The organism is Aurantimonas sp. HBX-1 (assembly GCF_021391535.1).
Classification (GTDB): Bacteria; Pseudomonadota; Alphaproteobacteria; order Rhizobiales; family Rhizobiaceae; genus Aurantimonas.
Window position 1 is genome coordinate 1,550,916 of sequence record NZ_CP090066.1, and the last position, 24,584, is coordinate 1,575,499.

Annotated in this window: 24 protein-coding genes and 2 pseudogenes; 7 read left to right on the forward strand and 19 right to left on the reverse strand. The window is 63.0% G+C overall.

Going from position 1 to position 24,584, the window contains the following annotated elements:
* Positions 1-99: 99 nt before the first annotated feature.
* Complete coding sequence (locus tag LXB15_RS07355) at positions 100-1,110, forward strand: dihydrodipicolinate synthase family protein (protein ID WP_233952049.1); 1,011 nt, start codon at positions 100-102, stop codon at positions 1,108-1,110.
* Positions 1,100-1,942, forward strand: coding sequence for a FadR/GntR family transcriptional regulator (locus LXB15_RS07360; protein WP_233952051.1), 843 nt, complete (start codon positions 1,100-1,102; stop codon positions 1,940-1,942). Before LXB15_RS07355 ends, LXB15_RS07360 begins: the two co-directional genes overlap by 11 nt.
* 54 nt (positions 1,943-1,996) lie before the next feature.
* On the opposite strand, the gene LXB15_RS07365 is transcribed toward LXB15_RS07360, so the two are convergent.
* Both LXB15_RS07365 and LXB15_RS07370 read right to left on the reverse strand, forming a co-directional pair.
* Positions 1,997-3,013: a hydroxyacid dehydrogenase gene (locus LXB15_RS07365; RefSeq protein WP_233952053.1), complete on the reverse strand. Its 1,017-nt coding sequence runs from the start codon at positions 3,011-3,013 to the stop codon at positions 1,997-1,999.
* 71 nt (positions 3,014-3,084) lie between these two features.
* Entirely contained in the window at positions 3,085-4,059 is a 975-nt protein-coding gene (locus LXB15_RS07370) for a tripartite tricarboxylate transporter substrate binding protein (RefSeq protein WP_233952055.1), read from the reverse strand.
* Between the two features lie 268 nt (positions 4,060-4,327).
* On the opposite strand from LXB15_RS07370, the pseudogene LXB15_RS07375 reads away from it, so the two are divergent.
* Positions 4,328-5,222, forward strand: a pseudogene (locus LXB15_RS07375) (ISL3 family transposase); the annotation flags it as partial.
* 84 nt (positions 5,223-5,306) lie between these two features.
* Here LXB15_RS07375 and LXB15_RS07380 read toward each other — a convergent pair.
* Positions 5,307-5,536: pseudogene (locus tag LXB15_RS07380) on the reverse strand (IS5/IS1182 family transposase); the annotation flags it as partial.
* Positions 5,537-5,568: 32 nt separating this feature from the next.
* Positions 5,569-6,576: a GlxA family transcriptional regulator gene (locus tag LXB15_RS07385; RefSeq protein ID WP_233952057.1), complete on the reverse strand. Its 1,008-nt coding sequence runs from the start codon at positions 6,574-6,576 to the stop codon at positions 5,569-5,571.
* 362 nt (positions 6,577-6,938) lie between these two features.
* Here LXB15_RS07385 and LXB15_RS07390 point away from each other — a divergent pair, with 362 nt between their 5' ends.
* Positions 6,939-7,553, forward strand: a complete 615-nt coding sequence (locus tag LXB15_RS07390) for a VOC family protein (protein ID WP_233952059.1) — start codon at positions 6,939-6,941, stop codon at positions 7,551-7,553.
* A 356-nt stretch (positions 7,554-7,909) separates the two neighbouring features.
* On the opposite strand, the gene LXB15_RS07395 is transcribed toward LXB15_RS07390, so the two are convergent.
* From LXB15_RS07395 to LXB15_RS07455, 14 genes are all read right to left on the reverse strand, one after another.
* Complete coding sequence (locus LXB15_RS07395; protein ID WP_233952061.1) at positions 7,910-8,473, reverse strand: isochorismatase family protein; 564 nt, start codon at positions 8,471-8,473, stop codon at positions 7,910-7,912.
* 37 nt (positions 8,474-8,510) lie between these two features.
* Positions 8,511-9,017, reverse strand: a complete 507-nt coding sequence (locus LXB15_RS07400) for a DUF417 family protein (RefSeq protein ID WP_233952063.1) — start codon at positions 9,015-9,017, stop codon at positions 8,511-8,513.
* Between the two features lie 300 nt (positions 9,018-9,317).
* Positions 9,318-10,187, reverse strand: coding sequence for a class I SAM-dependent methyltransferase (locus LXB15_RS07405; RefSeq protein ID WP_233952065.1), 870 nt, complete (start codon positions 10,185-10,187; stop codon positions 9,318-9,320).
* Between the two features lie 387 nt (positions 10,188-10,574).
* A complete protein-coding gene (locus LXB15_RS07410) occupies positions 10,575-11,714 on the reverse strand; it encodes an FAD-dependent monooxygenase (RefSeq protein ID WP_233952067.1) in 1,140 nt (379 codons plus the stop codon).
* Between the two features lie 810 nt (positions 11,715-12,524).
* The gene (locus tag LXB15_RS07415) at positions 12,525-13,187 is read right to left on the reverse strand and encodes an NrsF family protein (protein WP_233952069.1); all 663 of its coding nucleotides are present in this window, start codon (positions 13,185-13,187) and stop codon (positions 12,525-12,527) included.
* Positions 13,187-13,741 carry a sigma-70 family RNA polymerase sigma factor gene (locus LXB15_RS07420; RefSeq protein WP_233952072.1) on the reverse strand — a complete coding sequence of 185 codons (555 nt, stop codon included), beginning with the start codon at positions 13,739-13,741 and terminating at the stop codon, positions 13,187-13,189. The genes LXB15_RS07415 and LXB15_RS07420 overlap by 1 nt, the downstream gene beginning before the upstream one ends.
* Before the next feature lie 200 nt (positions 13,742-13,941).
* Positions 13,942-14,709: a molybdopterin-binding protein gene (locus LXB15_RS07425; RefSeq protein WP_233952074.1), complete on the reverse strand. Its 768-nt coding sequence runs from the start codon at positions 14,707-14,709 to the stop codon at positions 13,942-13,944.
* Positions 14,710-14,713: 4 nt separating this feature from the next.
* The gene (locus LXB15_RS07430; protein ID WP_233952076.1) at positions 14,714-15,565 is read right to left on the reverse strand and encodes a cytochrome b/b6 domain-containing protein; all 852 of its coding nucleotides are present in this window, start codon (positions 15,563-15,565) and stop codon (positions 14,714-14,716) included.
* A 65-nt stretch (positions 15,566-15,630) separates the two neighbouring features.
* Positions 15,631-15,951, reverse strand: a complete 321-nt coding sequence (locus tag LXB15_RS07435; protein WP_233952077.1) for a hypothetical protein — start codon at positions 15,949-15,951, stop codon at positions 15,631-15,633.
* Between the two features lie 162 nt (positions 15,952-16,113).
* Positions 16,114-16,653: a nuclear transport factor 2 family protein gene (locus tag LXB15_RS07440; RefSeq protein WP_233952078.1), complete on the reverse strand. Its 540-nt coding sequence runs from the start codon at positions 16,651-16,653 to the stop codon at positions 16,114-16,116.
* 139 nt (positions 16,654-16,792) lie between these two features.
* The gene (locus LXB15_RS07445) at positions 16,793-17,518 is read right to left on the reverse strand and encodes a thioredoxin family protein (RefSeq protein WP_233952079.1); all 726 of its coding nucleotides are present in this window, start codon (positions 17,516-17,518) and stop codon (positions 16,793-16,795) included.
* A gap of 127 nt (positions 17,519-17,645) precedes the next feature.
* Positions 17,646-18,233: a GNAT family N-acetyltransferase gene (locus tag LXB15_RS21110; RefSeq protein ID WP_370640187.1), complete on the reverse strand. Its 588-nt coding sequence runs from the start codon at positions 18,231-18,233 to the stop codon at positions 17,646-17,648.
* Between the two features lie 104 nt (positions 18,234-18,337).
* Positions 18,338-19,969, reverse strand: coding sequence for a pyridoxamine 5'-phosphate oxidase family protein (locus tag LXB15_RS07450; protein WP_233952080.1), 1,632 nt, complete (start codon positions 19,967-19,969; stop codon positions 18,338-18,340).
* A gap of 66 nt (positions 19,970-20,035) precedes the next feature.
* A complete protein-coding gene (locus LXB15_RS07455; RefSeq protein ID WP_233952081.1) occupies positions 20,036-20,677 on the reverse strand; it encodes a glutathione S-transferase family protein in 642 nt (213 codons plus the stop codon).
* Between the two features lie 150 nt (positions 20,678-20,827).
* Between LXB15_RS07455 and LXB15_RS07460 the strand changes: the two genes are divergently transcribed.
* Complete coding sequence (locus LXB15_RS07460) at positions 20,828-21,727, forward strand: LysR substrate-binding domain-containing protein (protein WP_233952082.1); 900 nt, start codon at positions 20,828-20,830, stop codon at positions 21,725-21,727.
* A gap of 286 nt (positions 21,728-22,013) precedes the next feature.
* Here the strand turns inward: LXB15_RS07460 and LXB15_RS07465 are convergent, their stop codons facing one another.
* Positions 22,014-22,676, reverse strand: a complete 663-nt coding sequence (locus tag LXB15_RS07465) for a TetR/AcrR family transcriptional regulator (protein WP_233953083.1) — start codon at positions 22,674-22,676, stop codon at positions 22,014-22,016.
* 77 nt (positions 22,677-22,753) lie between these two features.
* Here LXB15_RS07465 and LXB15_RS07470 point away from each other — a divergent pair, with 77 nt between their 5' ends.
* Together LXB15_RS07470 and LXB15_RS07475 are read left to right on the forward strand one after the other, a co-directional pair.
* Complete coding sequence (locus tag LXB15_RS07470; RefSeq protein ID WP_233953084.1) at positions 22,754-23,494, forward strand: SDR family NAD(P)-dependent oxidoreductase; 741 nt, start codon at positions 22,754-22,756, stop codon at positions 23,492-23,494.
* 438 nt (positions 23,495-23,932) lie between these two features.
* Positions 23,933-24,484, forward strand: coding sequence for an HAD hydrolase-like protein (locus LXB15_RS07475; RefSeq protein ID WP_233952083.1), 552 nt, complete (start codon positions 23,933-23,935; stop codon positions 24,482-24,484).
* Positions 24,485-24,584: the final 100 nt, after the last annotated feature.

Consider the following 24,584-nt stretch of genomic DNA (forward strand, 5'->3'; position numbering starts at 1 on the left):
CGGCATTGCCCCGATTTGTCACTTCATATAACAGGTTTGGCTATTCAACATGCAAGCGCTTTTCCCGAAGGCGCGTCAAAACATCGAAGGAAAAGCGTCATGCACACCGAAACTCGCCTCCGGGCTGCAAACCGGGATCGTCTCTGGGTGCCGCTGCTGACCCACTACGCGGCCTCGGGAATGATCGACGCTCCTCGCATGTTGGCCCATCTCAGAAGCATCAGGCCGTGGGTTGGGCAGATCATGCTCGCCGGTTCCACCGGCGACGGCTGGGAACTCGGGGATGACGCCTTCGAGGCATTGATTGATCTCGCCGCTTCGCCTGAAATGCAGGCGCAAGGGCCGGACTTCCTCTTCGGTGTGCTGCGCCCGACAACCGCGGAGGTCGTGGCCCGGCTGGAGCTTCTGGAACGCAGGCTCGCTGCCGATGCCAATCTCGCTGCCAGCTTCCGGGGCGCAGTGGTCTGCCCCCCAGTCGATCCTGGCGCGAGCCAAGACGACATCATTGATCATTTCCGGCGGGTGCTGGCGTCAAGCCGCAGTCCCATCGCGGTCTACCAGCTGCCGCAGGTGACCGGCGGCGTCATTGCGGCCGAAACGCTCGCTCGCTTAGTCGCCGAGCATCCGCGCATCGTGATGTTCAAGGATAGCAGCGGCGAGGATCTTGTAGCGAAGAGCGGGCAGTCCTTCGACGGAACCGTACTCGTGCGCGGAGCGGAAGGCGATTATCTGGAGGCACTTACACCCTCTGGCCCCTACCATGGCTGGCTGCTGAGCACGGGCAACGCGTTGGGCCAACCGCTGAGACGCCTTCTGTCGCTGAAGGATGAGAATTTGGCTGAGGAGGCACGCTCATTGTCTGCCGAAATTTCCAACGTCGTCGCCGCAGTCTTTGCGGCCGCCCAGGACGAAGGTGGCGCCAACGCATTTTCCAACGCGAACCGGGCGATGGATCATCTGCTCGCCCATGGCTCTAACTGGCATCGCGTCGCCTTACCGCGAAAGGTGAACGGCGACGCGCTATCGTACGCCCTCGTCGAGGCGGTAGAGGAGAAGGCAGGCGGGGTTCTTGGCCTTGCACAGGTCGGTTATCTGAGCGATGCCGGATGAGATGAGCACGAGCGCTAAGCCTGATGGGATCGAGGGGACGTCGCAGCGACGGCGGCTGGAGCACGACATCCGGCCGGCACAGCAGCGGCGCCTCGGGGACGAGGTTTTCGAGGCCCTCGCTCGGCTAATCACGACTGGTGAACTCGCACTCGGCAGCAAGCTGCCCGCTGAGGGCGAACTTTGTCGGCTCTTTGCGGTCTCGCGCCCCGTCGTTCGGGCCGCGCTCGCGCGACTTCGCGACGACGGACTGGTCGAATCGCGCAAGGGCTCGGGCTCCTACGTCCTCGGCCTCGGCGCTGAGGAGCCGGACGCCGACCCGAGAGCCAGGCTGGGGGCGACGCTTCGGGCTCTCGAGTTCCGCCGCAGCATCGAGCCCGACGCGGCCTATTATGCGAGCCTCAGGCGCTCGCCGGGTGAATTGCGGGCCATCGAAACGGCGCTCGCCAATTTCGAGGAGACCATACGTACCGGGGATCTGCGAAGACGGGTGGATTACGAATTTCACCTTTCGATCGCCGAGGCCTCGCAAAATATCTATTACGTTACCGGGCTATCGGCGATCGAGTACGATATTGATCTCGGGCAGAAGCTTGCCCGGGACCTCTCGCAGCTTGGCCAAAGCGAGCGGCGCCGTTCGATCTTCGTGGAGCACAAGGCGATTTTCGAGGCGATCGAACGGCAGGATCCGCCGGGTGCCAAGCGCGCCATGGAAATCCATCTTGAGCATTCGCAGTTACGCGTCATCTCCCGCGGCGAGGAGATCGTGCGCCGTGCCGATGCTGGGGCGAGGGCGCTCAGCCTTGGGCTGCCAGCAAGGACGGACGACACCTAGATCCGATGATTTCGGTACCGCAAGCAATCGGGCTGGACCTTTCGCTCTTGCCAATCAACCTGGCTCTGATGGCGCGCATGAGTCGGTTTTTGCGCCGAGCTGCTGCCAGCGCGAAAGGATCCGTGGCCATTCATCAGCATTGACTAGATGGATGGGACGTCTGCCGCCAATGATTGCGATGGCATCCTCTACCGCGGTTTCGCTCATTGCCCGCATGCTCTCGCCGGTGATGCCGGCGACGTGCGGCGTCAGCACAACGGTCTCGAGCCGGCGGAGCAAGTGATTGACTGGAAGCGGCTGCGTCGTGAAGACGTCGAGGGCGGCCCCGGCAAGACGCCCGTCCGCAAGTCGCGACGCCAACGCATCCTCGTCGACAATCGCCCCGCGCGCGACGTTGACGAGGAATGCGGAGCGGCGCATGCGGTCGAGTTCACAGGGGCCAATCATGCCTTGCGTCTCCTTGGTCAAAGGGCAGGCGATCACGACGAAATCGCTTTCCTCGAGCAGCGTGAGAAGATCAACGAAGGTGACGGAGCCGGATCTTGCTGCTTCGCTGCGCCGGGTCGCCAGAACCCTCATGCCGAAGCCCAGACGGCAGATTGCCGCAAGGCGCTGGCCGATGTTTCCATAGCCGATAAGGCCGACCGTTCGACCGCCAAGTTCGGTCGTCTCCGGGGCCACCGTGCGCAAGCTGCTCCAGGCGCCGCGGCGTAAGCTGCGGTCGTTGACACTGATCCGTCGCGCGAGCGCGAGCATGACGCCGATGGCGTGCTCGGCCACGGCGTTGGCGTTTGCGTTGGGAACATTGGTAACTGCAATCGCGAGCCGCGAAGCCTCGGAGAGGGGGATGAAGTCCAGCCCCGCGCCATGCCTAAGCAGCGCACGCAGCCGCGACGCCTTTGAAAGAAATTCCGCCGGAATTGCCCGCCGAACCAGCACGACGTCCGCTTCGGCGATCGCCCCTTCCAGCTCTCCCGGATCGTCGCCTTCCAGCGTTAAAATCCTTGCGTGCTGCTCTAGGCGCGCGGCCATCGTCGGGTCGATGGGGTCGGTCAGAAGGGCGGTTGCCATCGTCGTCCTCGGTCGGGAGTTGGCCCCGGCCGCCATGTCATGGCCGGGGCGAGGGACGGAGGAGCGTGGTGTTAATCGACCTTCATGCCGGTCTGCTCGGCGACAGGAATCCATGTCTTCATCTGCTCGGCGACATAGGCTTCCGCCTCATCGACCGTTCCGCCGATCGGCAGCACGCCCTGTGCTTGGAACTTCTCGATCGTGTCCTCCTTGGCGAGGAACTCGTTCACCGCATTGTTGAGCTTGGCGACGATGGGTTCGGGGACGCCGGCGGGAGCGACAAGCCCCCACCAGACCGTCACCTCGTAACCAGGCACCGTGGCGGAGACGGGCGGAACGCCCGGCATCAGGTCAGATTCCTCGTTGATAGTAACGCCCAGCGCCTTCAGCTTGCCGCTTTCAATGAGTGCCTGGACATTGGTCAGATTGTCGAACATCACGTCGACGCGGCCGGCCACCAAATCGGTACGCGCCGGGGCGCTACCGCCATAGGGAATGTGCGCCAATTCCGTTCCGGTGAGACTCTTGAAGAGCTCGGCCGAGAGGTGGTTGGAGGAGCCGTTGCCGGCTGAGCCGTAGTTGATTTCGCCGGGGTTCTGCTTGGCATGCTCGATGAGCTCCGCGACCGTATCTGCGGGGAAATCGGGATGGGCCGCGAGCACGTTGAAGGCGCCCCCTAGCACGGCGATGTGTGCGAAATCCGTTTCGGTGTCGTACGGCAGGTCCGCGAATAGGCCGGGGTTAACCGCGAACGCGAAGGGGGAGATGCCAAGTGTGTAGCCATCCGGTTCTGCCTTTGCCACGAGGTCGGTGCCGACCACCGTGCCGCCGCCCGGCCGATTGTCGACTATCACCGTTTCGTCGAAGCGTGTGCTGAGATCCTCGGCAAGAAGCCGTGCCACCTGATCATTGAACCCACCAGGCGGATAGGCAACTACAATGGTGATTGTCCGGTCAGGATATGACGCGGCTGCGTCCTGCGCATGACTGACAGAAAAGGGAATAAGGGCCGCAGTCAGGCCGAGTAACATTGTCTTGACGGTCATTGGGATCCTCCGCTTTGGTTGGGCTGCAATTAGGCGACTATCGCCGCTTCGTGACCAGCCAATCCTGTAATATGGTATTACAGGCTTGCTGGCAACAAGGCTGTCGGCATGGTGCTTCGCCCACCTCAGCAGGGCCAGCGGTGCTCACCGCCTGAGGGCTCCTTGCTCAAAGCCTTCGGAGCGGGATCTCTTACCAGCAGCATGAGGCAGGAAGGCCATGCCGCAGATCGAAATTCGTCTAAACGTATGACAAGGCGACAAGGAGGTCGTCCGGCGCCGGGCACGGCAGTGGATGGAGCCTTTGGCGGCAGTCGGCGTCGACGACTTCGCATTTCGGCGGAACCACCACTACGGATCGATCGTCTGCGACCTTGAGCGGCGGCGTATCGTGAAGCTCCTGCCGGACCGCGAGATTGCCACCGTCGCCGCCTGGCTGTCAGATCACCCCGAGATCACCGTCGTATCCCGTGATCGCGGCGGAGGTTACGGAGAGGCCACCGCACGAGCGCTGCCGAATGCCCTTCAGGCCGCCGATCGCTGGCATCTAATGGAGAACGCCAGCGCCGCATTCCTTGATGCCGTCAAGAAGTCGATGAAGCCAATTCGCGCTGCGATTGGTGCCACTGTCATTAATCCAGACCTCCTGACGTCCGCCGAAGCCTTGCAATACCAAGGCTTCTTGCGGCGCGAGGAAACGAACGCCGTTGTGACGGGCCTGGTCGCCGAAGGTGTTTCGGTCAAGGAGATCGTGAGGCGGACGGGGCGAAGCCGCGGGCTGGTTCGTCAGATCGTCCGCGGCGAACGCAATGACGTCTTTCGCACACGGTTGGGCTCACTCGATCCGCATCTGCCCTTCCTCGACAGAGGCCGGCGCCCCTACCTTGGCGGATGCGCGGGTTCTCCTCGATCGTTTCCAAGCCGTCGTCCGCGGTCGCGCCGTCTTGGATCTCGATCCCTGGATTACCGACGCCAGTTCGAGCCTCTTGGCCTCGTTCGCCCGAGGCCTCAGAAACGATCTGGCCGCTGTCCGGGCCGCGGTGACCGAACCGTGGTCGAACGGCCAGACCGAAGGCCAGGTCAACAAACTGAAGCTCGTGAAGCGTCAGATGTATGGTCGCGCCAAGATCGATCTGCTGGAAGCGCGGCTGCTCGGCGCAGCATGATCGTCATCGGATATGCGTCAGACCCAAAATCGCACGCCGAATGACAGCCGTCCCGCAACCGGCCGATCGCCTAGCCCCGCTCCTGCCATTGCCGCCGCTGGCGCAACGATGGCTTGCACAGGCGACGAGTCGATCGGGATGGCGGCGGGCAATCCGTTAACCGCTGCCAGAGCGTGGGAGACGTCGACCCACGCGCCCTTAGCAGCCCACCTGACGAACCGGTCGTAGAGGGTCTTTGCGGGCCATGAGCTTCGGGCGCATCCTTCACCGGAAACCTATTTCGGGACGTGGATGATCCCGCTGATGACCCAGCGGTGACGCGGCGCCGGTGATCGGCGCCAGCTCATCAGCCTATCATGCCATCGCGCCGGCTCGACCTGAAGCGCCGGCGATATTCACTCGGTGAGAGACCAACGAGCCGCTGGAAAATTCGTCGGAACGCCGCAGTATCACCGTAACCAACCGTCCAGGCCACTTGTTCCACCGGCTGCCGAGTGAACTGAAGGAGCTCGCGTGCCCTGCCGATCCTAAGCTGCTGCAGGTACGCGGTCGGCGTCATGCCGGTCGCGGCCTTGAAGCGGCGGAGGAACGTCCGCGTCTCCATCGACGCCTCGCACGCCATGCCCGCAACGGTGATGGCCTGTGTCGGGTCGGATTGCAGCCGGCGCTGCACCTTGAGGATTGGCTCGTCGCTGTGCGTGAGGCGCGGCACCAAGGTGCTGTAGTGCTGCTGCTCGCGACCGGCCGGATCGATCAGCCAAAACTGCGCGGCTTCCACCATGACAGTAGGTCCGAGGAGCCGGTCGATGAGGCGCATGCCCAGGTCCGTCCAAGCCATCATGCCGCCGGCGGTGAGAATATCGCCATCCTCGATCACTACTTTGTCCGCGTCGACCTTCACGTTCGGGAAGCTTTGCCGGAGCATGTCCGCGTACCGCCAGTGGGTGGTCGCAGGGCGTCCAGCCAGCACGCCCGCCGCTGCGAGAACGAAAGTTCCGCAGCCGGTGGCGGCCAACGTCGTACCTTCGGCATGCCGCTTCGCCAGCCACGTTGCGAACGGCGCCGCTGTCTCCACGTCCACCGGCCCCGGGACGCGGTCCAGCGCGAGCGCGGGCGCAATCACGACCTCCGGGCGACGCTCGCTGCCGGGGTGCGTGTCGAACACGCGGCCGATCACGCCCGTCCCGTCCATGTCCCAGTGCGTGAGGCGCAGCGGCGGTCCGCCTTGGGCGACGGAGAAGTCGCTCGCAACCTGCAGAAGGTCAGTCATTCCCTGGACCATCCCAATGTAGCACTGTGGGTAGAGCAGGATTCCGACCTCTGCTGCCGCCGTGCGCGATTCCAATAGACCCATCGCAACCTCCTGCTCGCCCGCCGGTTTGTCGTTTTTGACACGGACTTTGTCGGAAACGCCAGTTCAGATCCATCGGCGAAGTCGGCAGAAACGATCCGTCCGACAGGACGCGGCACCGTCCGCAGCCGCTGGGGACATGTTCTGGCAAACGCGCGTCCGCCCGACAGCTGACGACTGTCGCGGTCTTCCTCGTCGCTATCTGGAGCGTCCGTGACCCCTGCTAAACGCGCAGACCGCCTCGTCCGATCGGCTCACCATCGACTTTGCGGGATCACCGGGCCCGGCCGCTGCTCGTTCTCGCAGGCGTCGTCCTGCCGACCCGCAGCGTCGAAAACTTCAACGCTCGAACCAAGGAGACTAGGATGAACTTTCCCACCCGTATGACGCTCTGCGTGGCATCCTGCCTTATGTCTATCTGCGCTGCCGCTCAACCCGCGCACCACGATGACGCATCGTCGCCAGCCGTTACTTCCGAAGCGCAAGGCCCTAAACCCATTCACCTGCTCCACGGAACAGGCCTCCATCATATCAATGTCGCTGCTTTCGACATGGACGAAACCATCGCCTTTTACGAACAAGCCTTCGGATTCGAGCTCCTGTTTCGGTGGGATGGCGTCGACGCGCAACGCGGCGGTCAAATCCATTTCCGCAATCCACTCAGAGGTGCGCAGATGGACATGGGCGACGGTCAGATTCTTGAAATCATATCCGCGCCGGACAATGCCGGGCGACCAGACGGTTCAGACGCGAGTTTGCATCACATCGGGCTTCGTGTTTCGGATCTGGAAGCAGCCTACGATCGCGCACTCGCCGCAGGTGCCAAACCGCATCCGATCGAAGACGGAAAAGGTGGGATATGGGACGGCCCGACCACGATTACGCTGAAGGCCCAGCCGCCCTTCGAGCGCTCGTTTGAGGTGCGCGCTGCACACGTCGAGGGACCCAACGGTGAGATCATCGAACTGTTCGAATCCTGATCTGGCTGAGGCGGCCGTGACGACCGGATCGTTCGACATGCCCAGCAGGCCGGCTCCTTGCGGTTGATTGTCGCCCGCGCTGCTGACAGGTGCTCGTGGAGGGAAGAGACCGACACGCCGAGCCACCGCGCTACTTCGCGGCCACCGCGGCGCCAAGGCCAGAGGGTGCATCAGCCTGACGGAACATGACGTCCGACTGGGGGCACGTGCGGGAACGTGTCACCGAGCGCGGCCGCCGAGGCATTCACCTTCATCCACCCAAGCAACCACGGTCCCTCTCATAAATCAGCGTTTGTGAGAGGTGACCTGCTGCCCGAAATGCACGAACAGAACCGCCTCGGGATATTCGGTGCCGTTCATCTGCCCCACGACCAGAACTCTGCCAGCGTCGCCATCACGGCACCGCCTTCGGGAGAGGCCATGTCGCCGACGAGACCTGTAAAGAAGCTGGAAATATTGGTGACCACCACCCCGGCCGCGCGCATCTGATCGAGCGCGGTTGCCTCGGTTCGGTTGCTGAGGCCGCCGCAACAATCGACCAGCACTACGACATCGTAACCTTCTTGCCGCGCATCGAGAGCCGTGTGCAGGACCGCAATCTCGGACGAGACACCGGCAAGGACGACCGTCGAGCGCTGGTTGTTCGTCACGCGCGTGCGGCACGCCGTGTCGGCAAGAGCGCTGATCGTGGTGCGAACCAGAACGCCGATCGAAGCGAGTTCATCGATCGGGGCGGGCGATTCGTCGCCAAGGGGCACGACCGATGCCGTCGTCGGTAGCGCCAGCGCGTCAGCCATCCGCGTCACGGCGGTCGCAGCGCGCTTCAGCGAGTTCGGGGGCAGGGTGGCGGAGGAGGCAACGATCGGCGGCTGCATCTCCACAAACAGGATCTGGACGTCGTTGATTGCTTTGGTCGTCATGGTGGTCTCTTTTTCGGACGGGCGGCAGGCGAGGTGTCTATTTGAGGCGAGCCAGGCTTTCGCCGAGAATAACCAGACTGACGCCGAGGAGAGCGATGTCCTTCACGAGGAAAGAGCCAAGGAAGTTCAGGAACGGAAAGCCGCCCGAACCTTCTTCCCAAATCGGCAGGGCCAGCATCGTGGACACCGTTACGGCAAAGGTAAGCGCGCCGAGAAAGCCACCTGCGAGGCCCGCCTTCGGATAGCGAACGGACGCAAGCAGAAGCGCCGCCGTCGCGATCTCGACGATGCCCAGCAGCCAGGATGCCCCGGTCTCGCCGAAAACGAGATAGAGCCAGGACAGCCAAGGCGTCCCGCCGATGACAGGCTTCAGAGCCTCGACCTCGATTGCGGTGAACTTCAAAAGCCCGATTAGAAGAAGCGGGATTACCACGCCCGCAAGAGCGATGGCTCGGCCGGTCCGTTCAATACGCATGTTGGTGGATTGAACCCGGTCAGTAGGCGCGGTGAAGAGAGCCAGATCTTGGTCATTATAGGGGGGCATGCTGTCCTCCAGTCTCTGCTTTACATCTCCGTCGCCCAGACACGTGAGCCGGCAGAGCATCGAAGCTGCGCAGGACTCGGATCGAAGCGACATTCGCTTTCCGCCTGAACATACGCGCCGACATCGGCCGCCATTACAGACAACTTTGCAAAGCACCTCCGAGAGGCTTTCGCTCGCAGATCACCCTGTGCCGGAGGTTCGAGCGCTTCCCAGATATCGACGATGTGGTCTCCGGCCGTCGGGTTAGGCCCGCAGGTCCCGATGGGGGGCACCTACGGGCTGCGGCTCGGCGGAAACTGCTCATTGGCGCGTCCCGACAGCCAGAAGAATGGGAGATCTCAGAACGACCCGATCACCTGTCCTGACACGGTCGACGATTGACAGGATCGCGTCATCCACGCGTCGCTGGTCGGCTTTGCTCAATCCAGTGTAGACGTTCATGTATCGGTGCAGTTCACCGAGCTCATCGAGGTAGGTTTGTCCGGCAGGACCTTCCCACACGATGTCGAACTCTTCGACCCGGACCCCGGCGAGACCGGCCTTCTCGAACTCCTCGGTCAGGCGCGTCGGATCTGACAGTGCGATGAGGCCTTCCGGGGTTGCCGCCGGCGGCATGTCCGGAAAGACGGCGCGGAGTGCTTCGGCCATAACGAGAAAGGGACCGCCGGCTGGCGGCTTTCGCAAAGTCGCCACGCAGACTATTCCACCGGTTCGGGTGACGCGGGCCTGCTCTGATAATCCGCGCTGCCAGTCGGGAAACAGGCTGAGGCCGAGGAGAGAGAACGTCGCATCGAAGCTCTTGTCGTCGAGCGAGAGGGCCTGTCCATCCATCTGCCGCGCTTCGCAGCCCGGGAACGGCGCAAGTCTCTCGGCCAAGAGTTCGACCATGCCGGGGACGCTGTCGATTGCAAGGACGGACGCGCCGGCCAGCGCCGCAGGAACGCTCAACGCACCGGCGCCGGCGGCGATGTCGAGAATCCGCGTGCCCCAGTGTAGATTGGGAATGCGATCAAGCGCAGTCGCGGCAATCTGTCCCGTGACGCGGTTCGACGTCCTCTCATAGACGCGGGCGAAGTCATACGTCGAATGGGGCCGGTCGGCGTCATTTCCTGATGATTGGACGGAAGCGGGGCCCAGGCTGGTAGTGTCCGGCTGGCGTGAGACGTTCATCGCAGTTCCTCGTTGCAAATGATGAGAGCGGCAGGGCCACCTCGGCAAGGTATCAGGACGCGCCCCTGAGACGGGGAGGTCACCTCGAGCCTTGCTGCGCCTACGAGCAATGATCACCTATCATTACATCTTCGCAGGGGTCCGGCGCTGGGGCCGGAGACGGCAAGCCATGGACGTGGTGAGCCAGGTTGGACGAGCCGCCGCCAGCGCGAAGCGGGCGGCGGACACGGTGGAGGGCTCAGGGCTCGCGTCCCCTCGCTCGCGTCGAGAGCCGTGAGGCGGCTGCGGAACGCCCGATCACATAGCGCGCCAAGTCAATCGGCGAGCCGTTGCATATTGCTGGCGTTCCTCCAGCGGGGCCGTCTGGTCGCAGGCTCGCTGGTCGTTCTATGCTGTCAGCGTATCGACGACGGGGATCTTCAGCGGATCGAAGGTCGCTCGGTAGCTGCGCGGGCCGAGGAAGGGCATCAAAAACGGGCGGAGGGCAACAGGCAGTCGGGCCGCCTTTGCCATGCGATCGGTCATGGTCTGGACATGCTCGACGCGGTTACGGCGCAGGCGCTCGTAGTCTTCGCCGACATTCTTCCAGTCCGTGCGCGAGGCAAGGAGGCCAGAAAGGACGATCGCGTCTTCCATGCCGAGGGCCGCTCCCTGCGCCCAGACCGGCGCGGTGGCATGGGCGGCGTCACCGATGAGGATCGCCCCGTCTCGGCTCCATCTTGCGAGCCGAACTTCTTCGAGGGGCGAGTAGTGCATCCGCCCCTCGGCCAAGAGCGCCCAATCGACCGATGCGCGCACCTGCGCCGGAAAGCGGCCGAGAAGGTGTCGGAGATCGGACAGATCACCTCGCGGATGCTGCTTTCCGGTCGCCGCGGCCCAGCCGTAGACTTCGTCGTGCTCGACCGGGATCAGAAGCGCCGTCGCATGCGCGTCAGTCCACACCGTCCAGGCACCGACGCCGGGGTTCGGCGCCATGAAACGCCAACTCGCCGATGCCAGTCGGGCCGACGCCGGCGACCCGGCTTCGAAGCGCAGCCGTCGCACGGTGGAATGCACGCCATCGCTGCCCACGAGGATCTTTGCGCGAAATTCGGCACCACCCTCGGTGCGAACTGTCATATCGCCCATTTTTCCTTCGACGCCGTCGATCTTGACGCCCCGCCTCACGGTCGCGGCGGGAAGATGTGCCGCGAGCAGGTCCATCAGGTCGCCGCGCCGTACACATCGCGGGGTGATGGCATCGCCCCAAAAATGCTTCTCGTCGACGGCAAAGAGAAGGTCGTCCTTGGCCGAGCGATACTCCCGGCGCTCGACCGGCCGTCCATATGACCCGATCGCATCTCCAAGGCCGAGCTGTGCCAGGGCAGCGATGGCGTTGCCCGGAAGGTTGATCGCAAGTCCTGCGTCCCTGTCGTTCATGCGTTGTTCGAGGACGAGCGGGTTGATGCCACGCCGGTACAATGCGCGAGCCAGAGCGAGCCCGGAGATACCTGCTCCGGCGATGAGGACGTCGTGGATTTCACTCAAATTCTCTTCCCTTCGAGGCGACGTCTCTGCTGCCTTGCATGTGCCGGCTGCGGGAGGATTAGGCCGGATGGCGCAAGCGGCTCATTCGCGAGGTCAGCCGGCGCACCCGGCAGGTCGATCCCGGCCGTCGCCTGTTCGGCCGGGTCGGTGTTGGAGAAACCGTAGCGAACGGTGATTGCATGCGATTTCTTCATGCTGAGGTATGGACGATTGCTCGCTCGGGTCTTCGTTGACCGGGGGACAAGCCGCTACGGATTTTGTCGGCAAAAAGAGCAGGTCTGGTCCCGGCGACGAGGCGATCGAACCGGGCGGTTCGACCGGTTTCTCGTTCGATCAGAAGAACCGGTAGCTCGGAATGCCGCCCTTCTACCGTTTTGGAAAGAGATCCGGTGATCGAAGCGGGCTGAGACGGTGAACGGCTTCGTAAGAGGGCGGCACACGAGTTCGCCACCAGTTCTGTTTAGCTCATGGGCCACAGAGGCCGGAACACTCTGACCCTGCGAGACGCTAATTATCGTGTTACCCGTCTCTTCTCTTCTCTTCTCTTTTCTTCCATTGCTCTCAGCTGTCCGACCTTCTCTAACGCCCAGCGGACGCGGATGTCTCGCACCAGACCCCTTCCGGTCGGGTACCCAGTCGAAGGCAGTGATTGTGACGCCGGCGTTCGGATCGATCGGCATAAGTATTCCTCTATGGGTGGAGAAGGCGATCCATCCTGTCCGCTGGATGGAACGAGGCGGCTTGATGGTCCATCGCTGGATCGGATCAACCGGCAGTTTGGCGAACGCTGGCTCCACTTGACTAGGTTCGTCAGAGAAACCGCCGGCCCGCGAAATAGCCGCAGATGGCGACGATGCAGGTTGCGAGCGTGTACCAGGTGGCGACGAAGAGCGGGCTGTCGTCAGGGCAGTGGGTTGCATAGAAGATCGCCGCGATCGCGCTCGACGCGACGCCCGCTGCAGCACCCGCGAGGCCCGGATGAGCCGGCATTCCCTGGCGCAGCGCGACGATAAAACAGACGAGCGGTCCGATCGCGATCAGCGGAATGAACATCAGGCAATAGCGCGCATTCGTCCCGATGAGGCTTGCCCCCCATTCCGACGACGGCACCATTGCGAGTTCGACGCCGACCCCGCCGACGAGAACGGCTCCGACGCCGCCAAGTAGCCATGGCCAAGGCCCGAGCGGAGCGGCCGGCCGCCCGATCCGGTCGAGCAGTCCGATCATCGCGACGGCGAGCGGCACCGTGAGGATGAACTTGAAGAGGACACGGGCCGTGCTGACGACCTGTTCCAGATCGGGGCGAGGGTTCATGAGAATGATGAAGACGACTGCCGCTGCGACAACACCCACGGCCACGGCTCTGAGGAGCACGGTGCCGAAACGGTGCCATTTGCGAGCGTCCTTCGCCAGAATCTCGATCAGATGGTCGGTTCCTGAAGTCGGGCCGCGGTAGCCGTCGTCGTCGGACATCATCGTGTTCCTCCACGGTAGATTGCGGCAAGGCTCCGGAGCGCCCGATGCAACGAGACACGCACCGCGTTCTCGGTCATCGAAAGCCGTACAGCCGTGTCGCGAACGCTGGAACCTTCCAACGAGATGGATCGGACGATGTCCTGCTGAACCGGCTTCAGATTTTCCATCATCCGGCTGATGTCCTGCCCATCCGTAGGCGTTCCGGGCTGCTCGTCCGCGATCACTTCGATGACGTCGTCGATTGGCACGGTCACCCGGTGCCCGCGGCGGCGCAGGGCGTCGATGATCTTGTTGCGCAGGATCACCGACAACCACGGTCCTATCGGACGGCGCGGGTCCCAGGTGCCGCGTTTCAGATGAATGGCCAGAAGCGCTTCCTGCACGACATCCTCGTGATCCTGGTTGCCGGCCCCATACGCTGCCATCCGTCGTCTGGCCAGCATCCGCAGATGCGGCGCTATCGCCTCGAGGAAGTGGCGGTAAGCGACTTCGTCGCCGTCCAGCGCGGCCGCCATCCAGACGGACCATTGCTGCTCACGTGGATGGGTCATCGAAAAGCAATGCCTGCCGCAGGACGTTTTCGGATTGCGTCGCTTTCGCGACCTCGGAGGGCTTTTACCGGCACTTGTTGTCCCTTTCCGGCTGCGTCTTCACCGAACGTCTCTGTCTCGTATCCGAAGTCCATCAGATCCGGCGCCCCGGGGCATCGGCGCGTGATCATGAGCCAGTGTGCGAGCACGCAAGTCAGTGATCAAATTCCCGCGTACCAGTCGTATCCAATCGCATCCTCCCAGTAGCCGCCTCGTCCGCCACCCAAGGCGTCGAGGCTTGCGACGGCCTCTACCCGCATCACGAATTTTGCATGTTTGTAGCCAAGCTGACGCTCGACCCGCAGGCGTAGAGGCGCACCGTGCGCAATCGGAAGCGGCGCATCGTTCATCCCGTAGGCGAGTATGGTTTGGGGATGGTAGGCGGCGCCGAGGTCGATGCTCTCGTAATATTTCGAGCCGCCGAAATCGTCGGCGCAATGGAAGACCACGTACCGCGCATTCGGCTTGAGACCTGCTTGGTCGAGCAGCCTGGCGAGCGGCACGCCGGTCCACTTGCCGATTGCGCTCCAGCCCTCGACGCAGTCGTGCCGCGTGATCTGGGTGCGGGCGGGCATCGCCATGATCTCGGCAAGCAAGAATTGGACGGGCCGCTCGACCAGCCCGTCGACGGCCAGCGACCAGCCGGTGAAGTTGCGCTGTGCCAGCGCCTGATACGCCGGGTCGGCAGGCATGGTGTTGCCGTTCGTGCGGAACACCGGCGACATCTCGGCCTCCTCGAACTCCGGCGCCAAGGCATCGCCGCCGAGAAGGCGCTGCACGTGCCTTGCAAGATCCTCGGCAGACCCAAGCGCGTCGTTCACCCCTTGTGACTGAGCGAGACCGAAGACGTCACAGCCCGAGAGGACAAGCGGGGCGGCACTAACGAGCCCAGCAGTGAGGAAGCCGCGGCGGGTGGGAGAGAAAACCATCGGATCACTCCTTGGGAAGACGATAGCGGCCGGTGACCATCGAACGGACCTCGTTGATCGGGCCGGCCAGCACGACCATCGCCACGTGGACCAGGATGAAAAGCACAAGAAGCGTCGCGGCGATGAAGTGGATCGAGCGCGCTGATTGCCGACCGCCGAAGATGTCCAGCAGCCATGGCCATGCGGCGTTCATCGCCGGTGACATGGTAAGCCCTGTCAGCACGACGGCGGGCAGAAGCACGAGCAGCACGACGCAATAGGAAAGCTTCTGCAGGACGTTGTAATGCCGCGCAGCTTCCCCTTTCGGGAACCGCAATCGGGCATGCTGAACGATGTCATGAAGGATATGGGAGGGGGCGATCTCCTTGCGCGTTGGCAGCAGATCCCGCGTGAGATGCCGGCCGACGAGGCTCCACACCGCATAGAGGAGAATACCGGCGGCAAAGATCCACGCGAAGAACAGATGCCAATGCCGCGCCACCGCAAGATTGTAGCTCGATGGGATCGTCGCCCAATAGGGGAAGGCGCGGTTGACCGTGGTGCCTGATGCGCTCGTCCAGCGACCGAGCACGCCCGTCGTGTCGATGGTGGTGCTGCCGACCCGGAGATAGCCGCGATTTTCCGCCGAGCCGATCTGCAGCCAGGCGTAATCGTGGTTCGCCCCATATTGACCCCAGTAGAGGCGCGGATGAGCGTTGAAGATGGTCAGCCCGCTCATTAGCATAATGAACAGCGTCACCACGTTCGTCCAATGCCAGACGCGTGTGGCGAGCCGATGCCGGTATACGACCGTCGGCTCACCGAACTTCACTTCATCCGGAACTTTCTCATCGACGCGAAGGCCGGTGTCAGTCATGTCCGCCATCCTCAAAAGGGGGAAAAGCGTCCGGGCGCAGAGGCCCGGACGCTCCGGGCTTGCCGTTACTTCTTCGGCTTCATTTGATCCGGCGTCATCGCGTCGTCCGACTGCATAGCTCCGTCGGGCGCCATCACGTCGTCGGGTGCCATCGCGTCGTCGGGAGACATGGTGTCTTCCGGCTGCATGTTGTCTTCGGCCTTCATCGCGTCAGACGTCGTCGTGTCAGGAGCCATCGCGTCGGGCGCCATCGCGTCCGGCTGCATGGCGTCTTCGGTGTGCGGCGTCATCGCATCCTGGGCGAAGGCGACCGTCGCGAAGGCCGAGCTTGCCACAAAAAGCGCGGCGCCGAGCGGCAGTACAAACCGGCTGGTGGGTCTGGTCATTTTACTACTCCTGGAAGAGGAAGCTCTGTTCTTCAGTTTGCTTCCGGTTGAGCCGGCCGACGGGCGCGGCATCTGATCGGCATCGGGCTTGCTGCATTCCCAGCAGCGCAGGGTTTTCGAGTCTTCGTCAGAAACCGACGCCGAAGCACTGCTCGCGATCGGCTAAAAACGTCCTTCGCTTTCGGCCCACTCGCGGTGCATGAGACGATTGCTCGGCAAGGTCGGGTCAAGAACCTTATGCGTCGCTTCGACACCCGCTATCGGCAAGTCTCCTCGCTCGAGCAGTCCAGCCTGGACGAGCACGCATGCTTGGTCCCAGTAGATGTGCTCATGCGCCAGCTTTCCGTCGCGGAATTTCGCGATGACCACAGCAGCGATCTCGATGCGTCGGTTGGTCGGTTCGACACCTGGCAGGAAATAATCGACCCGGCGATCGTGGGTGAACCGGACGACCATTTCGTCGACGATCATATTCTGACCGACAGTGCGGCTGACTGGAGTTACCTCCAAGTCTTCCGGTTGAACTGTGATGAAGTGATGCGCATAGAAACGTCGCAATTCCTTGGCGCCGACTCCGCCAGTCATGGTCGGAACATGATTGACGTAAGGGTCATCAACCATAGTTGCCATAGTCCCATCGATATCTTTGGAATACAGCTCTGCACCCAGATGTTTTTCCCAAACTTCAACCAAATTTTCCATATTTTTATTTAACAAATCGTGTTTTTGTTAACTTGGTTACTTCGACGATCCGGTTGAGCTAGATGAAGGCCGCAGCCTCGGTTCGGAACCGGGCTAGCCCACCCACTGCCTGAGCTTTCCAGTCTGCGTTTGGTTGAGATCAGTTGGTCGCGGCCGAGAGGATCGGTCCGGCGGGCTTTTGAATGATCACCGCCGTTTTCACTCCGTCTTCGGAAGCGGGCGCCAAAATTGAAACACCGACGCCGAGCCACCGCCCGACATGCTTGATGTCCGTGACAACGTTCGGAACGGGGAGGGTGGTGCCTGCATTCTCGCCGCGCGCGATGTCGACGATTTGAACCCCCGGCTTGTAGCGGACGAGCCAGACGTCGGCGCCGGACGAGGGCGCCATGCCGGTCCCGATCTTCACGACGTTGCCGGTGATGTCGATCGCGACGTCGGCAGGCGGCTTCGCCCCTGCCACCATGGCGCGCAGGGCATCGGCCTTGTTGCTGACAGTGTCGTGGCGGCCGTTGACGACGACCTGCGGCGTGAACGGCCCGCCACGGCCAAGGCTTGGCTCGTAGTCTCGTTGGCGGGTGGTGAAGGCCTCCGCACCGAACGTGTCCTTCCAGCCGAGCTTGTCCCAATAGGTGACACTGAAGCTGAGCGGCAGAAGATCCGGCCTTTTCTCTAGATCCATCACGTTCCGATTGGCCGGCGGGACGGAGCTGCAGCCCTGGCTGGTGAAGAGTTCCACCACCGTGACGGGCCGGCTGGCGGCATGTGCCGGCAGGGCCAGCGCCCCGGTCGTCAAGAAGGCCGCGAGCGCGAGGCCGAGCGGCCTCGCATGAACACTGCGACCCTTTCGCATCGATCCGGTCATCGAAGGTCTCCTGGACGATCGCCAACTCACCGGTGGTGGAGGCTTCCTCTGAAGATGACTACGCGGGGCCGAACCGGACCATTACAACGCGGTTGGAGATTTTTCCGGCTCGCACAGCCGAGGCCGGTCAGCCAACTGGAGCGAGCCCAACCCGGCCGCGAACCTCTTCTGAGATATCGCGATTACTGTGCCTCAGAGAGCCAGGCGACGTTCCAGGACGATCAATGCGAGATCGTTGCGCAGGGGACGCCCGACGGGAGGGATCGTCACAGGGGAAGGGAACGGTCTCGCCGGTCGAACGAAAGCCGCGGGCCTCGTACCAGGCGATCAGATCCCGTCGCTGTTTGATCACAGTTATCCGGAGACGGAGAATGCCGGCTTCGATCGCCTGTCGTGCGACCTCCTCAAGGAGTGCTCCGCCGACTCCCTTGCCTTGCTGGTCGGGATCCACTGCAAGCAAAGACAGATACCAGCCCAGGTCTTCATCGAGAGCGATATGGACGCAGGCGACAGGAGCGCCGCCAGAGGATGGCCGCAGAACCCTCATTCGGCCGTGGTCGAGCGCCGTCAGGATCGCTTGCCTGTCGGCCCTTGGCCCCTCCAGCAAGCCCCTCTCGTCCGTCCAGCCTGCCACAGCCCCCGGGGACCGATAGGCGGAATTGACGAGGGCAACTAGCTCGGGGACATCGGACGCGATAGCGTCGTTGAGAAGCACGGACGATCTCCATGAAAGGGGAAATTATGCACGTTGAGTGCGGCCTATACGCACCAGGGATCGAACGCGTTACATTCACACCCCATGAAGCGTCGTAGGCGCGGTCAGCCAGCGGGGCCGAACGTCTCGGAATGGATCTGATCGACTGGCACGCCTGCCGTCTCCAGACCCTCGCGAAGGTCTGCGATAAAGCGCGTCGGCCCGCAGATCATGTAGTGGGCGTCAGAGCCGGCCTTGAGTTCGAGGAGGTCCGCCGCGGTCACGCGCCCCTGAACGTCGTATGTGGTGCCTGTCCGATCGTGGTCTGTTGGCGTTGAATAGAAGACTTTGCGCCGGGCATTGGAATGCCGACGAATGGCCGCGTCCACTTCCGCTCCGAAGGCGTGGACAGCCCCGTCGCGGGCGCCGTGCACGAACCAGACTGGCCGCAGCGGGGCTTGCGACAAGCTCTGATGCAGCATCGGTAGTACCGCCGTCGCCCCGACTCCCGCACTGACGAGAACGAGACCCGCCTCGCCTTCCGGGAGAAGGAACTCGCCTGCCGGTCGCCAGGCGGCGATCCTGTCTCCCGCCTCGACATGGTCGTGAAAAAAGCGCGATGCGAGACCGTCATTCTCGCGTTTGACGCTGATGCGCCAGGTGTCGTCACGGGGAGAGCCGGACAGCGAATAGGTCCGCTTGACCGTCTCCGATACGCCCGGAATGGCGAGCGCGATTGGCAGATACTGGCCCGCTTCGAACGGCGGGAGCGGCGTTCCGTCGGCATTCGCAATAATGAATGACGTGATCGTCTCGCTCTCGGCGATCCTGTCAACGATCTCCAGGTCCATGCGCTCGACGCTGTCGGTGCTCCAGCGCAGCGAAAGGGCGCCTGGTCGGTCGACGACCGTCTCGACCCTCACCGTGATCATGCGCTGGGCGTTCGGATCATGGCTCGCGACCGGCTGCCAGTCGATCTCGGCCCGCCCTGCGACGTGGAGCATGCCGCCGGTCGCAAAGTCGACGAAGAGCAGGCCGGCGCGGGGATCTGCGACGATATTCCCGATCGTGTTGAAGAACCGGTTCCCGGCATAGTCCGGAATGAGGATCGTCCGCTCGTCCGCGACGCGCACGAATCCCGGGCGTCCGCCGCGATGCGAGGCATCGAAACCGTCCGATGCTTCTCGACCGTCTGCCGCATGGCCGGACCCGATGAAGAAGGTGTCCGCCTTCCCGATTTGGGCGATCTGATCCGCGTCCAGCCGATCGGAGATGCGGGGGGACGGCGCGGCAGGGGTGGGGACACGCGACCACCCACGTTCGTTGATGTATTGGGGGCAGTTCCCAAAACTCTGCCGGACCGCGATCTCAAGTCCATCGCCGTTCCCGCTGACCGTGCCGTTTAGCCGGTTGCGGCGGCGCGTCGATAGTTCGATCCCGAGCATGCCGATTGCCGATCCGGGACCAAGCGCAGCCTTGAGCGGATCGCCAGGGCCGGGGCGTGCCGCAATCGATAGGTGTCCCACATCAGGAGATGCGACGAAACCTTGCTGCCCTTCCAGGATCGTTACCCATGGCTGACCGGTCTCGTCGCCGCTTGCAACGACGACGAACGGAAGCGCCGCGAAGAACTCGCGATGCTGCTCTGGCATGCTATCGCGGATGAAGCGCCCGCCGGCGGCGGCATCGGCTTCCGTGCCGGCGCGCTGCTGCGCTTCGATTTCGCCCGGATGAAAAGGTGAGGACGGGGTCGTCATCGCCTATCTCCGCTCTCTGAGGTTCAATGTTCGCGATGGGTTGGCGGTAGCCCGAGCCGCTCGGCGTCAGGCCAGGACCGGCGACCGGGCCATGCCGACGAAGTTCGGGAGCGCCTCGATGCGCGCAAGCCATGCGCGGATTTTGGGGTAGGGGGTGAGTCCGACGCCACCCTCTGGGGCGTGGGCGACATAACTGTAGCCCGCAATGTCGGCGAGTGTGGTCCGATCGGCGGCAAGCCAGTCGCGGTCTTTAAGATGCGCGTCCATAAGCTTGAACAAAGCTCGGGACTTCGCTTTGGCAGCCTCATGGTCAAGGCTGGCGCCGAAGACGGTCACGAGCCGGGCCGCGCAGGGGCCGGCGGCTATCTCGCCGGCGGCGATCGAGAGCCAGCGCTGCACCTCGCCCGCCTCGACCGGCGTCGCGCCCCGCCATTTGCCAGCGTCGGAATAGCGTTCTGCGAGATAAGTGATGATGGCGTTCGAGTCGGACAGGACCACGCCGTCGTCCTCGATCGCCGGGACCTCCCCGAGCGGGCTGAGCATCAGATAATCCGCTGCCTTGTGCGCGCCGTTCGCCATGTCGAGCTCGATCGTCTCATATGGGATTTCGAGCAGCGAGAGCATCAGCTGGACGCGGTGGCAGTGTCCTGACTTCGCGCTCCGATAAAGCTTCACCGGGCGCTGTTCCGCGAGTTTCGTCTTCGACATGATTGTCTCCTTCGTGATGACCCGACCCTTCTCACTCACCACGCGGCGTGCCGAGTTTCGGTTTCGGTGCAGTCTAAATACGCTTGCGCGCGGCCATAATGAGCGCTAGCCGAAGAAGACTATTTCGAAATCTGAAATGATTGGCCCCGGATGGATCGCTTGCAATCGCTGAAGGTCTTCGTCGCAGTGGCCGAAGCCGAGAGTTTTGCCGCCGGAGCCAGAGCGGTCGGATTGAGCGCGCCCTCCGCGACGCGGGGCATCAACGACCTCGAAGCCGCGCTGGGAGCCCGGCTCTTCACCCGGACGACGCGAAGGGTCCGATTGACAGACGGTGGCCTAGCCTATCTTGAGGAGGTGCGGGAAATCCTCGCGCAGCTTCAGGCCGCCGACGATTCGGTGGCTGGGGCGGCGCGAATGCCCGTCGGCAGACTGCGCCTCACATGCCCGCAGGAATTCGGCCGCATCCACATTTCACCGATCCTGACCGACTTTCTCGACCGCTTTCCTGACGTGAAGGCCGAGGTCCTGATGGTCGACCGGATCGTCAATCTGGTTGAGGAGGGTTACGACATCGCGGTGCGCATCGGCCATCTTCCGCCTTCCAGCCTGATGGCGTCGAAGGTTGGTGAGGTCCGCCGCGTCGTCTGCGCAGCGCCTGACTATATCAAAGCGCGGGGCCGGCCGGATGCGCCCGCTGATCTTGCCAGCCATCGCCTGATCGCGACCTCCGGTACAGGGGCCACCTCAGTCTGGCGCTTCGGCCGGGACTCCGAGACGACGGTCCAGATCGATCCGCAACTGACGATAACCAGCGTTGCCGCTTCGATCGAGGTCGCGCGGCAGGGGTGGGGGCTTTGCCGCGCCCTTTCATACCAGGTCGCCGCGGATCTCAACGCCGGACGGCTCAAGCTCGTTCTGGAGGATCACGAGCCGAATCCCTTGCCAATCCATCTGGTCCATCACGAAGGACGGCGAGCCGCTGCGAAAATCCGCTCTTTCATTGATTTCGCTGCCGGAAGGCTGCGGAAGAATTCTGTCCTTCAACAATAGCCGCTTGGAGGCGTTGACGCTGGCGCGACTTGCCGTGTTGTTCCGCTTGAACCGGGAGGGGCGTCGTCCGCGTCCGTAATCAGCAGAAGGTTGGCTGAAAGACTTCAATGATCGCCACCTGAATGGCTGCTATCCATCTGCCACACGCGTAAGCTGCCGGTTCGCTTTCGGCCCGAAGCGCCGCCGGAATCATTTCTGACGAGGGTGGCTCGCAGGCTTCTGTTACTCAGACGTGATCTTCAAAAGCGGACAGGCCCGATATCTCCCGACAACGCCGGGCTTCGGTTCAAGGACTGATTGGAACTGTTCGCGCGTCCCATCCGAGCATGGCAGTCTCGGCCACGGACCGCAGTTCCAGGCTGCTGGCCCCATCGCGCGCGAGGATGGACATGCCGCTCTGAACAGTCTGCACGAAGCGCCCGAGCGCATGGATGTCGGTCGATGCCGGGATCTCACCGCTTTCAATCGCCTCGTCCAGGCGTGTCTTGATGCGCTCGAGCGAGACGCTCCGCTCCGAACGAACCAAGGCGCCGAGCTCGGCATGTCCCTCGCACCCGACTGAGGACAAGGTGACCATGCAGCCCCGGGGACTCTCGTAGAGCGATCCCGTCAGCGCATCCGCCAATGCCAGAAGATAGGCCTCGACGGCCTCTCGAGCCGTTCTCGCTGAGTGGAAGCAGGTCCAGGCGTGGTGCTCGTAGCTGTCGACGTAGTGTCGTACCGCCTCGGCGTAGAGCGCCTCCTTGGAACCGAAGGCAGCATAAAGGCTCGGCGACCCGATCCCCATCGCCTCCGTCAACTCAGCCATCGAAGTCGCCTCGAAACCCTTCTGCCAGAACAGGCGCATTGCTGCGCCGAGCGCCGTCTCGCGGTCAAACGCACGGGGGCGCCCGCGAGCGCGTGGTCTAGGTTCACAGGGATTCGTAATGCGACTTCCGTCATTTTGCATCGATTGACACATAATTGGATTGACCGCCGTCAACAAGGGCCCTAATTCTGTATCGATCAACACAGAAAGGGATGATCATGCAGGAATTGGTAGGCAAGCGCGCTTTGGTGACGGGCGCCTCGCGTGGAATAGGCGCGGCAATCGCCGTGGCGTTGGCCGAAAAGGGCGCCGATGTCGCGATCACCTATTCCGGTTCGGCGGACCGGGCGGCCGAGGTCGTCCGGACGATCGAGGGGAAGGGCCGCAAGGCGCTGGCCATTCAGGCCGATAGCGGCGATCCAGATTCCATCAAGCGGTCGGTGGAGGAGACGGTTGCCGCGCTGGGCGGTCTCGACATCCTCGTCAACAACGCCGGGATCGCGCTCTACAACACGATCGCCGAGTTCGGCGTAGACGATATCGACGCGCTGCTTCGTGTGAACGTGCGCTCCCCTATCCTCGCCGCGCAGGCCGCTATCCCTCATCTGAAAGCAGGTGGGCGCATTGTCTCGATCGGCTCGGCGGGCGCCGAGCGCATCGTCGGCGATCCGGGAACCGTGTACTACATGACGAAGTCGGCGCTTCAGTCTTTCACGCGCGGCTTGGCGCGGGAACTAGGCCCCCGTGACGTCACCGTAAACCTCGTCCAGCCGGGCTCGACCAACACCGACATGAATCCGGCCGACGGCGAGTTCTCCGACTGGCAGCGTTCGCTGATGCCGCTCGGCCGCTACGGCGATCCGCAGGACGTCGCTGCGGCAGTTGCGTTCCTTGCGAGTCCGGCAGCCAAGCATATCACCGGTGCGATCCTGAATGTCGACGGCGGCCTGAACACCTAAGCCGCACGCCCCTGTGCCGTCCCACCTGTCGGCACGGGGCTGGCCTCCCGGAGGAGGTCAGTTCCCAGTCGTCGCGATCCATCCGATCGTGGAGAATCTTGAGCGCAACAACCCCGACCCTCCGCTTCTAGGGTTGCAATACCACCCGCCGAACGTCGGTGACCGCTATCGGACGTCCGGTTGCTCGGCCGTGAACCACCCATTGGCGGCCGGCGGCTGTCCCGATGCACGTCGGCGTTCCCCGGTATGATCGAACATGGTACACGATCCGAGGTTTCAATGCGCGATCCCGACGTTTGCATGTTCAAGTTGCGCCCTGCGCCGAAAGTTATTACTTTCGACTGCTATGGCACACTCGTGCAGTGGTACGAAGTGCTGCTTTGAGAAATTGGGGCTGTTTTCGTCCCACAGGGGCGGGACGCGGCAGAGGCTTCCGCAGTGCTCCACACTTTTTCGCAGTACTCACGAGACCTTGAGACACAACGACCCCATCGGCTCTACAAGAACATTCTGCGCACTAGCTTCCGTGCGGCCCTAAGGGAGCACAGCCTTGTTGCGGGCGAAGATGTCATAGAACGGCTCGCCAAGGCGATCCCCACTATGGGCCCGCATCCCGAGGTGCCGGATGCGCTACGGCGTCTGCGTGAGCGCTACGAACTCGCGATCTTCACGAACTCGGATGAGGACCTCATCGTCCACAACGTGGCGCATCTCGGCGTACCGATCGACTACGTCATCACCGCCGAGCGTGCGCATGCCTACAAGCCGTCCCACCAGCTCTTCGAGTATGCCCACCGAACGATGGGGGTGATGAAAGAGGAGACGGTTCATGTCGCAATGGGCATGTTTCTCGATATGAAGGCCTGTCACGAACTCGAGGTTCGAGGCATTTGGGTCAACCGACTGGGGCAACCCGGCAACCCGGACTGGCTGCCCTACGACGAAGTTGCGGATCTCGATGGAGCCGCAGAGCTACTTCTGCCCGCGTGAGGCAGATCCGAGCAGCCCTTCGTCCGGTCCGGCCCATTGGCGGTTCACCTGACGCCATGCAACCAGCACCCGACGGGACTACGAGGGCAACCTACTCGGC

What these genes read in the sequence shown, in the direction of transcription:
- LXB15_RS07390 (WP_233952059.1), top strand. Translation starts at nt 6,939, where the DNA reads ATGAACTTTCCCACCCGTATGACGCTCTGCGTGGCATCCTGCCTTATG.
- LXB15_RS07470 (WP_233953084.1), top strand. Translation starts at nt 22,754, where the DNA reads ATGCAGGAATTGGTAGGCAAGCGCGCTTTGGTGACGGGCGCCTCGCGT.
- LXB15_RS07440 (WP_233952078.1), bottom strand. Translation starts at nt 16,653, where the DNA reads ATGGAAAATTTGGTTGAAGTTTGGGAAAAACATCTGGGTGCAGAGCTG.
- LXB15_RS07425 (WP_233952074.1), bottom strand. Translation starts at nt 14,709, where the DNA reads ATGGTTTTCTCTCCCACCCGCCGCGGCTTCCTCACTGCTGGGCTCGTT.
- LXB15_RS07395 (WP_233952061.1), bottom strand. Translation starts at nt 8,473, where the DNA reads ATGACGACCAAAGCAATCAACGACGTCCAGATCCTGTTTGTGGAGATG.
- LXB15_RS07365 (WP_233952053.1), bottom strand. Translation starts at nt 3,013, where the DNA reads ATGGCAACCGCCCTTCTGACCGACCCCATCGACCCGACGATGGCCGCG.
- LXB15_RS07455 (WP_233952081.1), bottom strand. Translation starts at nt 20,677, where the DNA reads ATGTCGAAGACGAAACTCGCGGAACAGCGCCCGGTGAAGCTTTATCGG.
- LXB15_RS07420 (WP_233952072.1), bottom strand. Translation starts at nt 13,741, where the DNA reads ATGACCCATCCACGTGAGCAGCAATGGTCCGTCTGGATGGCGGCCGCG.
- LXB15_RS07400 (WP_233952063.1), bottom strand. Translation starts at nt 9,017, where the DNA reads ATGCCCCCCTATAATGACCAAGATCTGGCTCTCTTCACCGCGCCTACT.
- LXB15_RS07370 (WP_233952055.1), bottom strand. Translation starts at nt 4,059, where the DNA reads ATGACCGTCAAGACAATGTTACTCGGCCTGACTGCGGCCCTTATTCCC.
- LXB15_RS07465 (WP_233953083.1), bottom strand. Translation starts at nt 22,676, where the DNA reads ATGCAAAATGACGGAAGTCGCATTACGAATCCCTGTGAACCTAGACCA.
- LXB15_RS07355 (WP_233952049.1), top strand. Translation starts at nt 100, where the DNA reads ATGCACACCGAAACTCGCCTCCGGGCTGCAAACCGGGATCGTCTCTGG.
- LXB15_RS07385 (WP_233952057.1), bottom strand. Translation starts at nt 6,576, where the DNA reads ATGGGTCTATTGGAATCGCGCACGGCGGCAGCAGAGGTCGGAATCCTG.
- LXB15_RS07445 (WP_233952079.1), bottom strand. Translation starts at nt 17,518, where the DNA reads ATGACCGGATCGATGCGAAAGGGTCGCAGTGTTCATGCGAGGCCGCTC.
- LXB15_RS07460 (WP_233952082.1), top strand. Translation starts at nt 20,828, where the DNA reads ATGGATCGCTTGCAATCGCTGAAGGTCTTCGTCGCAGTGGCCGAAGCC.
- LXB15_RS07405 (WP_233952065.1), bottom strand. Translation starts at nt 10,187, where the DNA reads ATGAACGTCTCACGCCAGCCGGACACTACCAGCCTGGGCCCCGCTTCC.
- LXB15_RS07360 (WP_233952051.1), top strand. Translation starts at nt 1,100, where the DNA reads ATGCCGGATGAGATGAGCACGAGCGCTAAGCCTGATGGGATCGAGGGG.
- LXB15_RS07415 (WP_233952069.1), bottom strand. Translation starts at nt 13,187, where the DNA reads ATGTCCGACGACGACGGCTACCGCGGCCCGACTTCAGGAACCGACCAT.
- LXB15_RS07430 (WP_233952076.1), bottom strand. Translation starts at nt 15,565, where the DNA reads ATGACTGACACCGGCCTTCGCGTCGATGAGAAAGTTCCGGATGAAGTG.
- LXB15_RS07450 (WP_233952080.1), bottom strand. Translation starts at nt 19,969, where the DNA reads ATGACGACCCCGTCCTCACCTTTTCATCCGGGCGAAATCGAAGCGCAG.
- LXB15_RS07435 (WP_233952077.1), bottom strand. Translation starts at nt 15,951, where the DNA reads ATGACCAGACCCACCAGCCGGTTTGTACTGCCGCTCGGCGCCGCGCTT.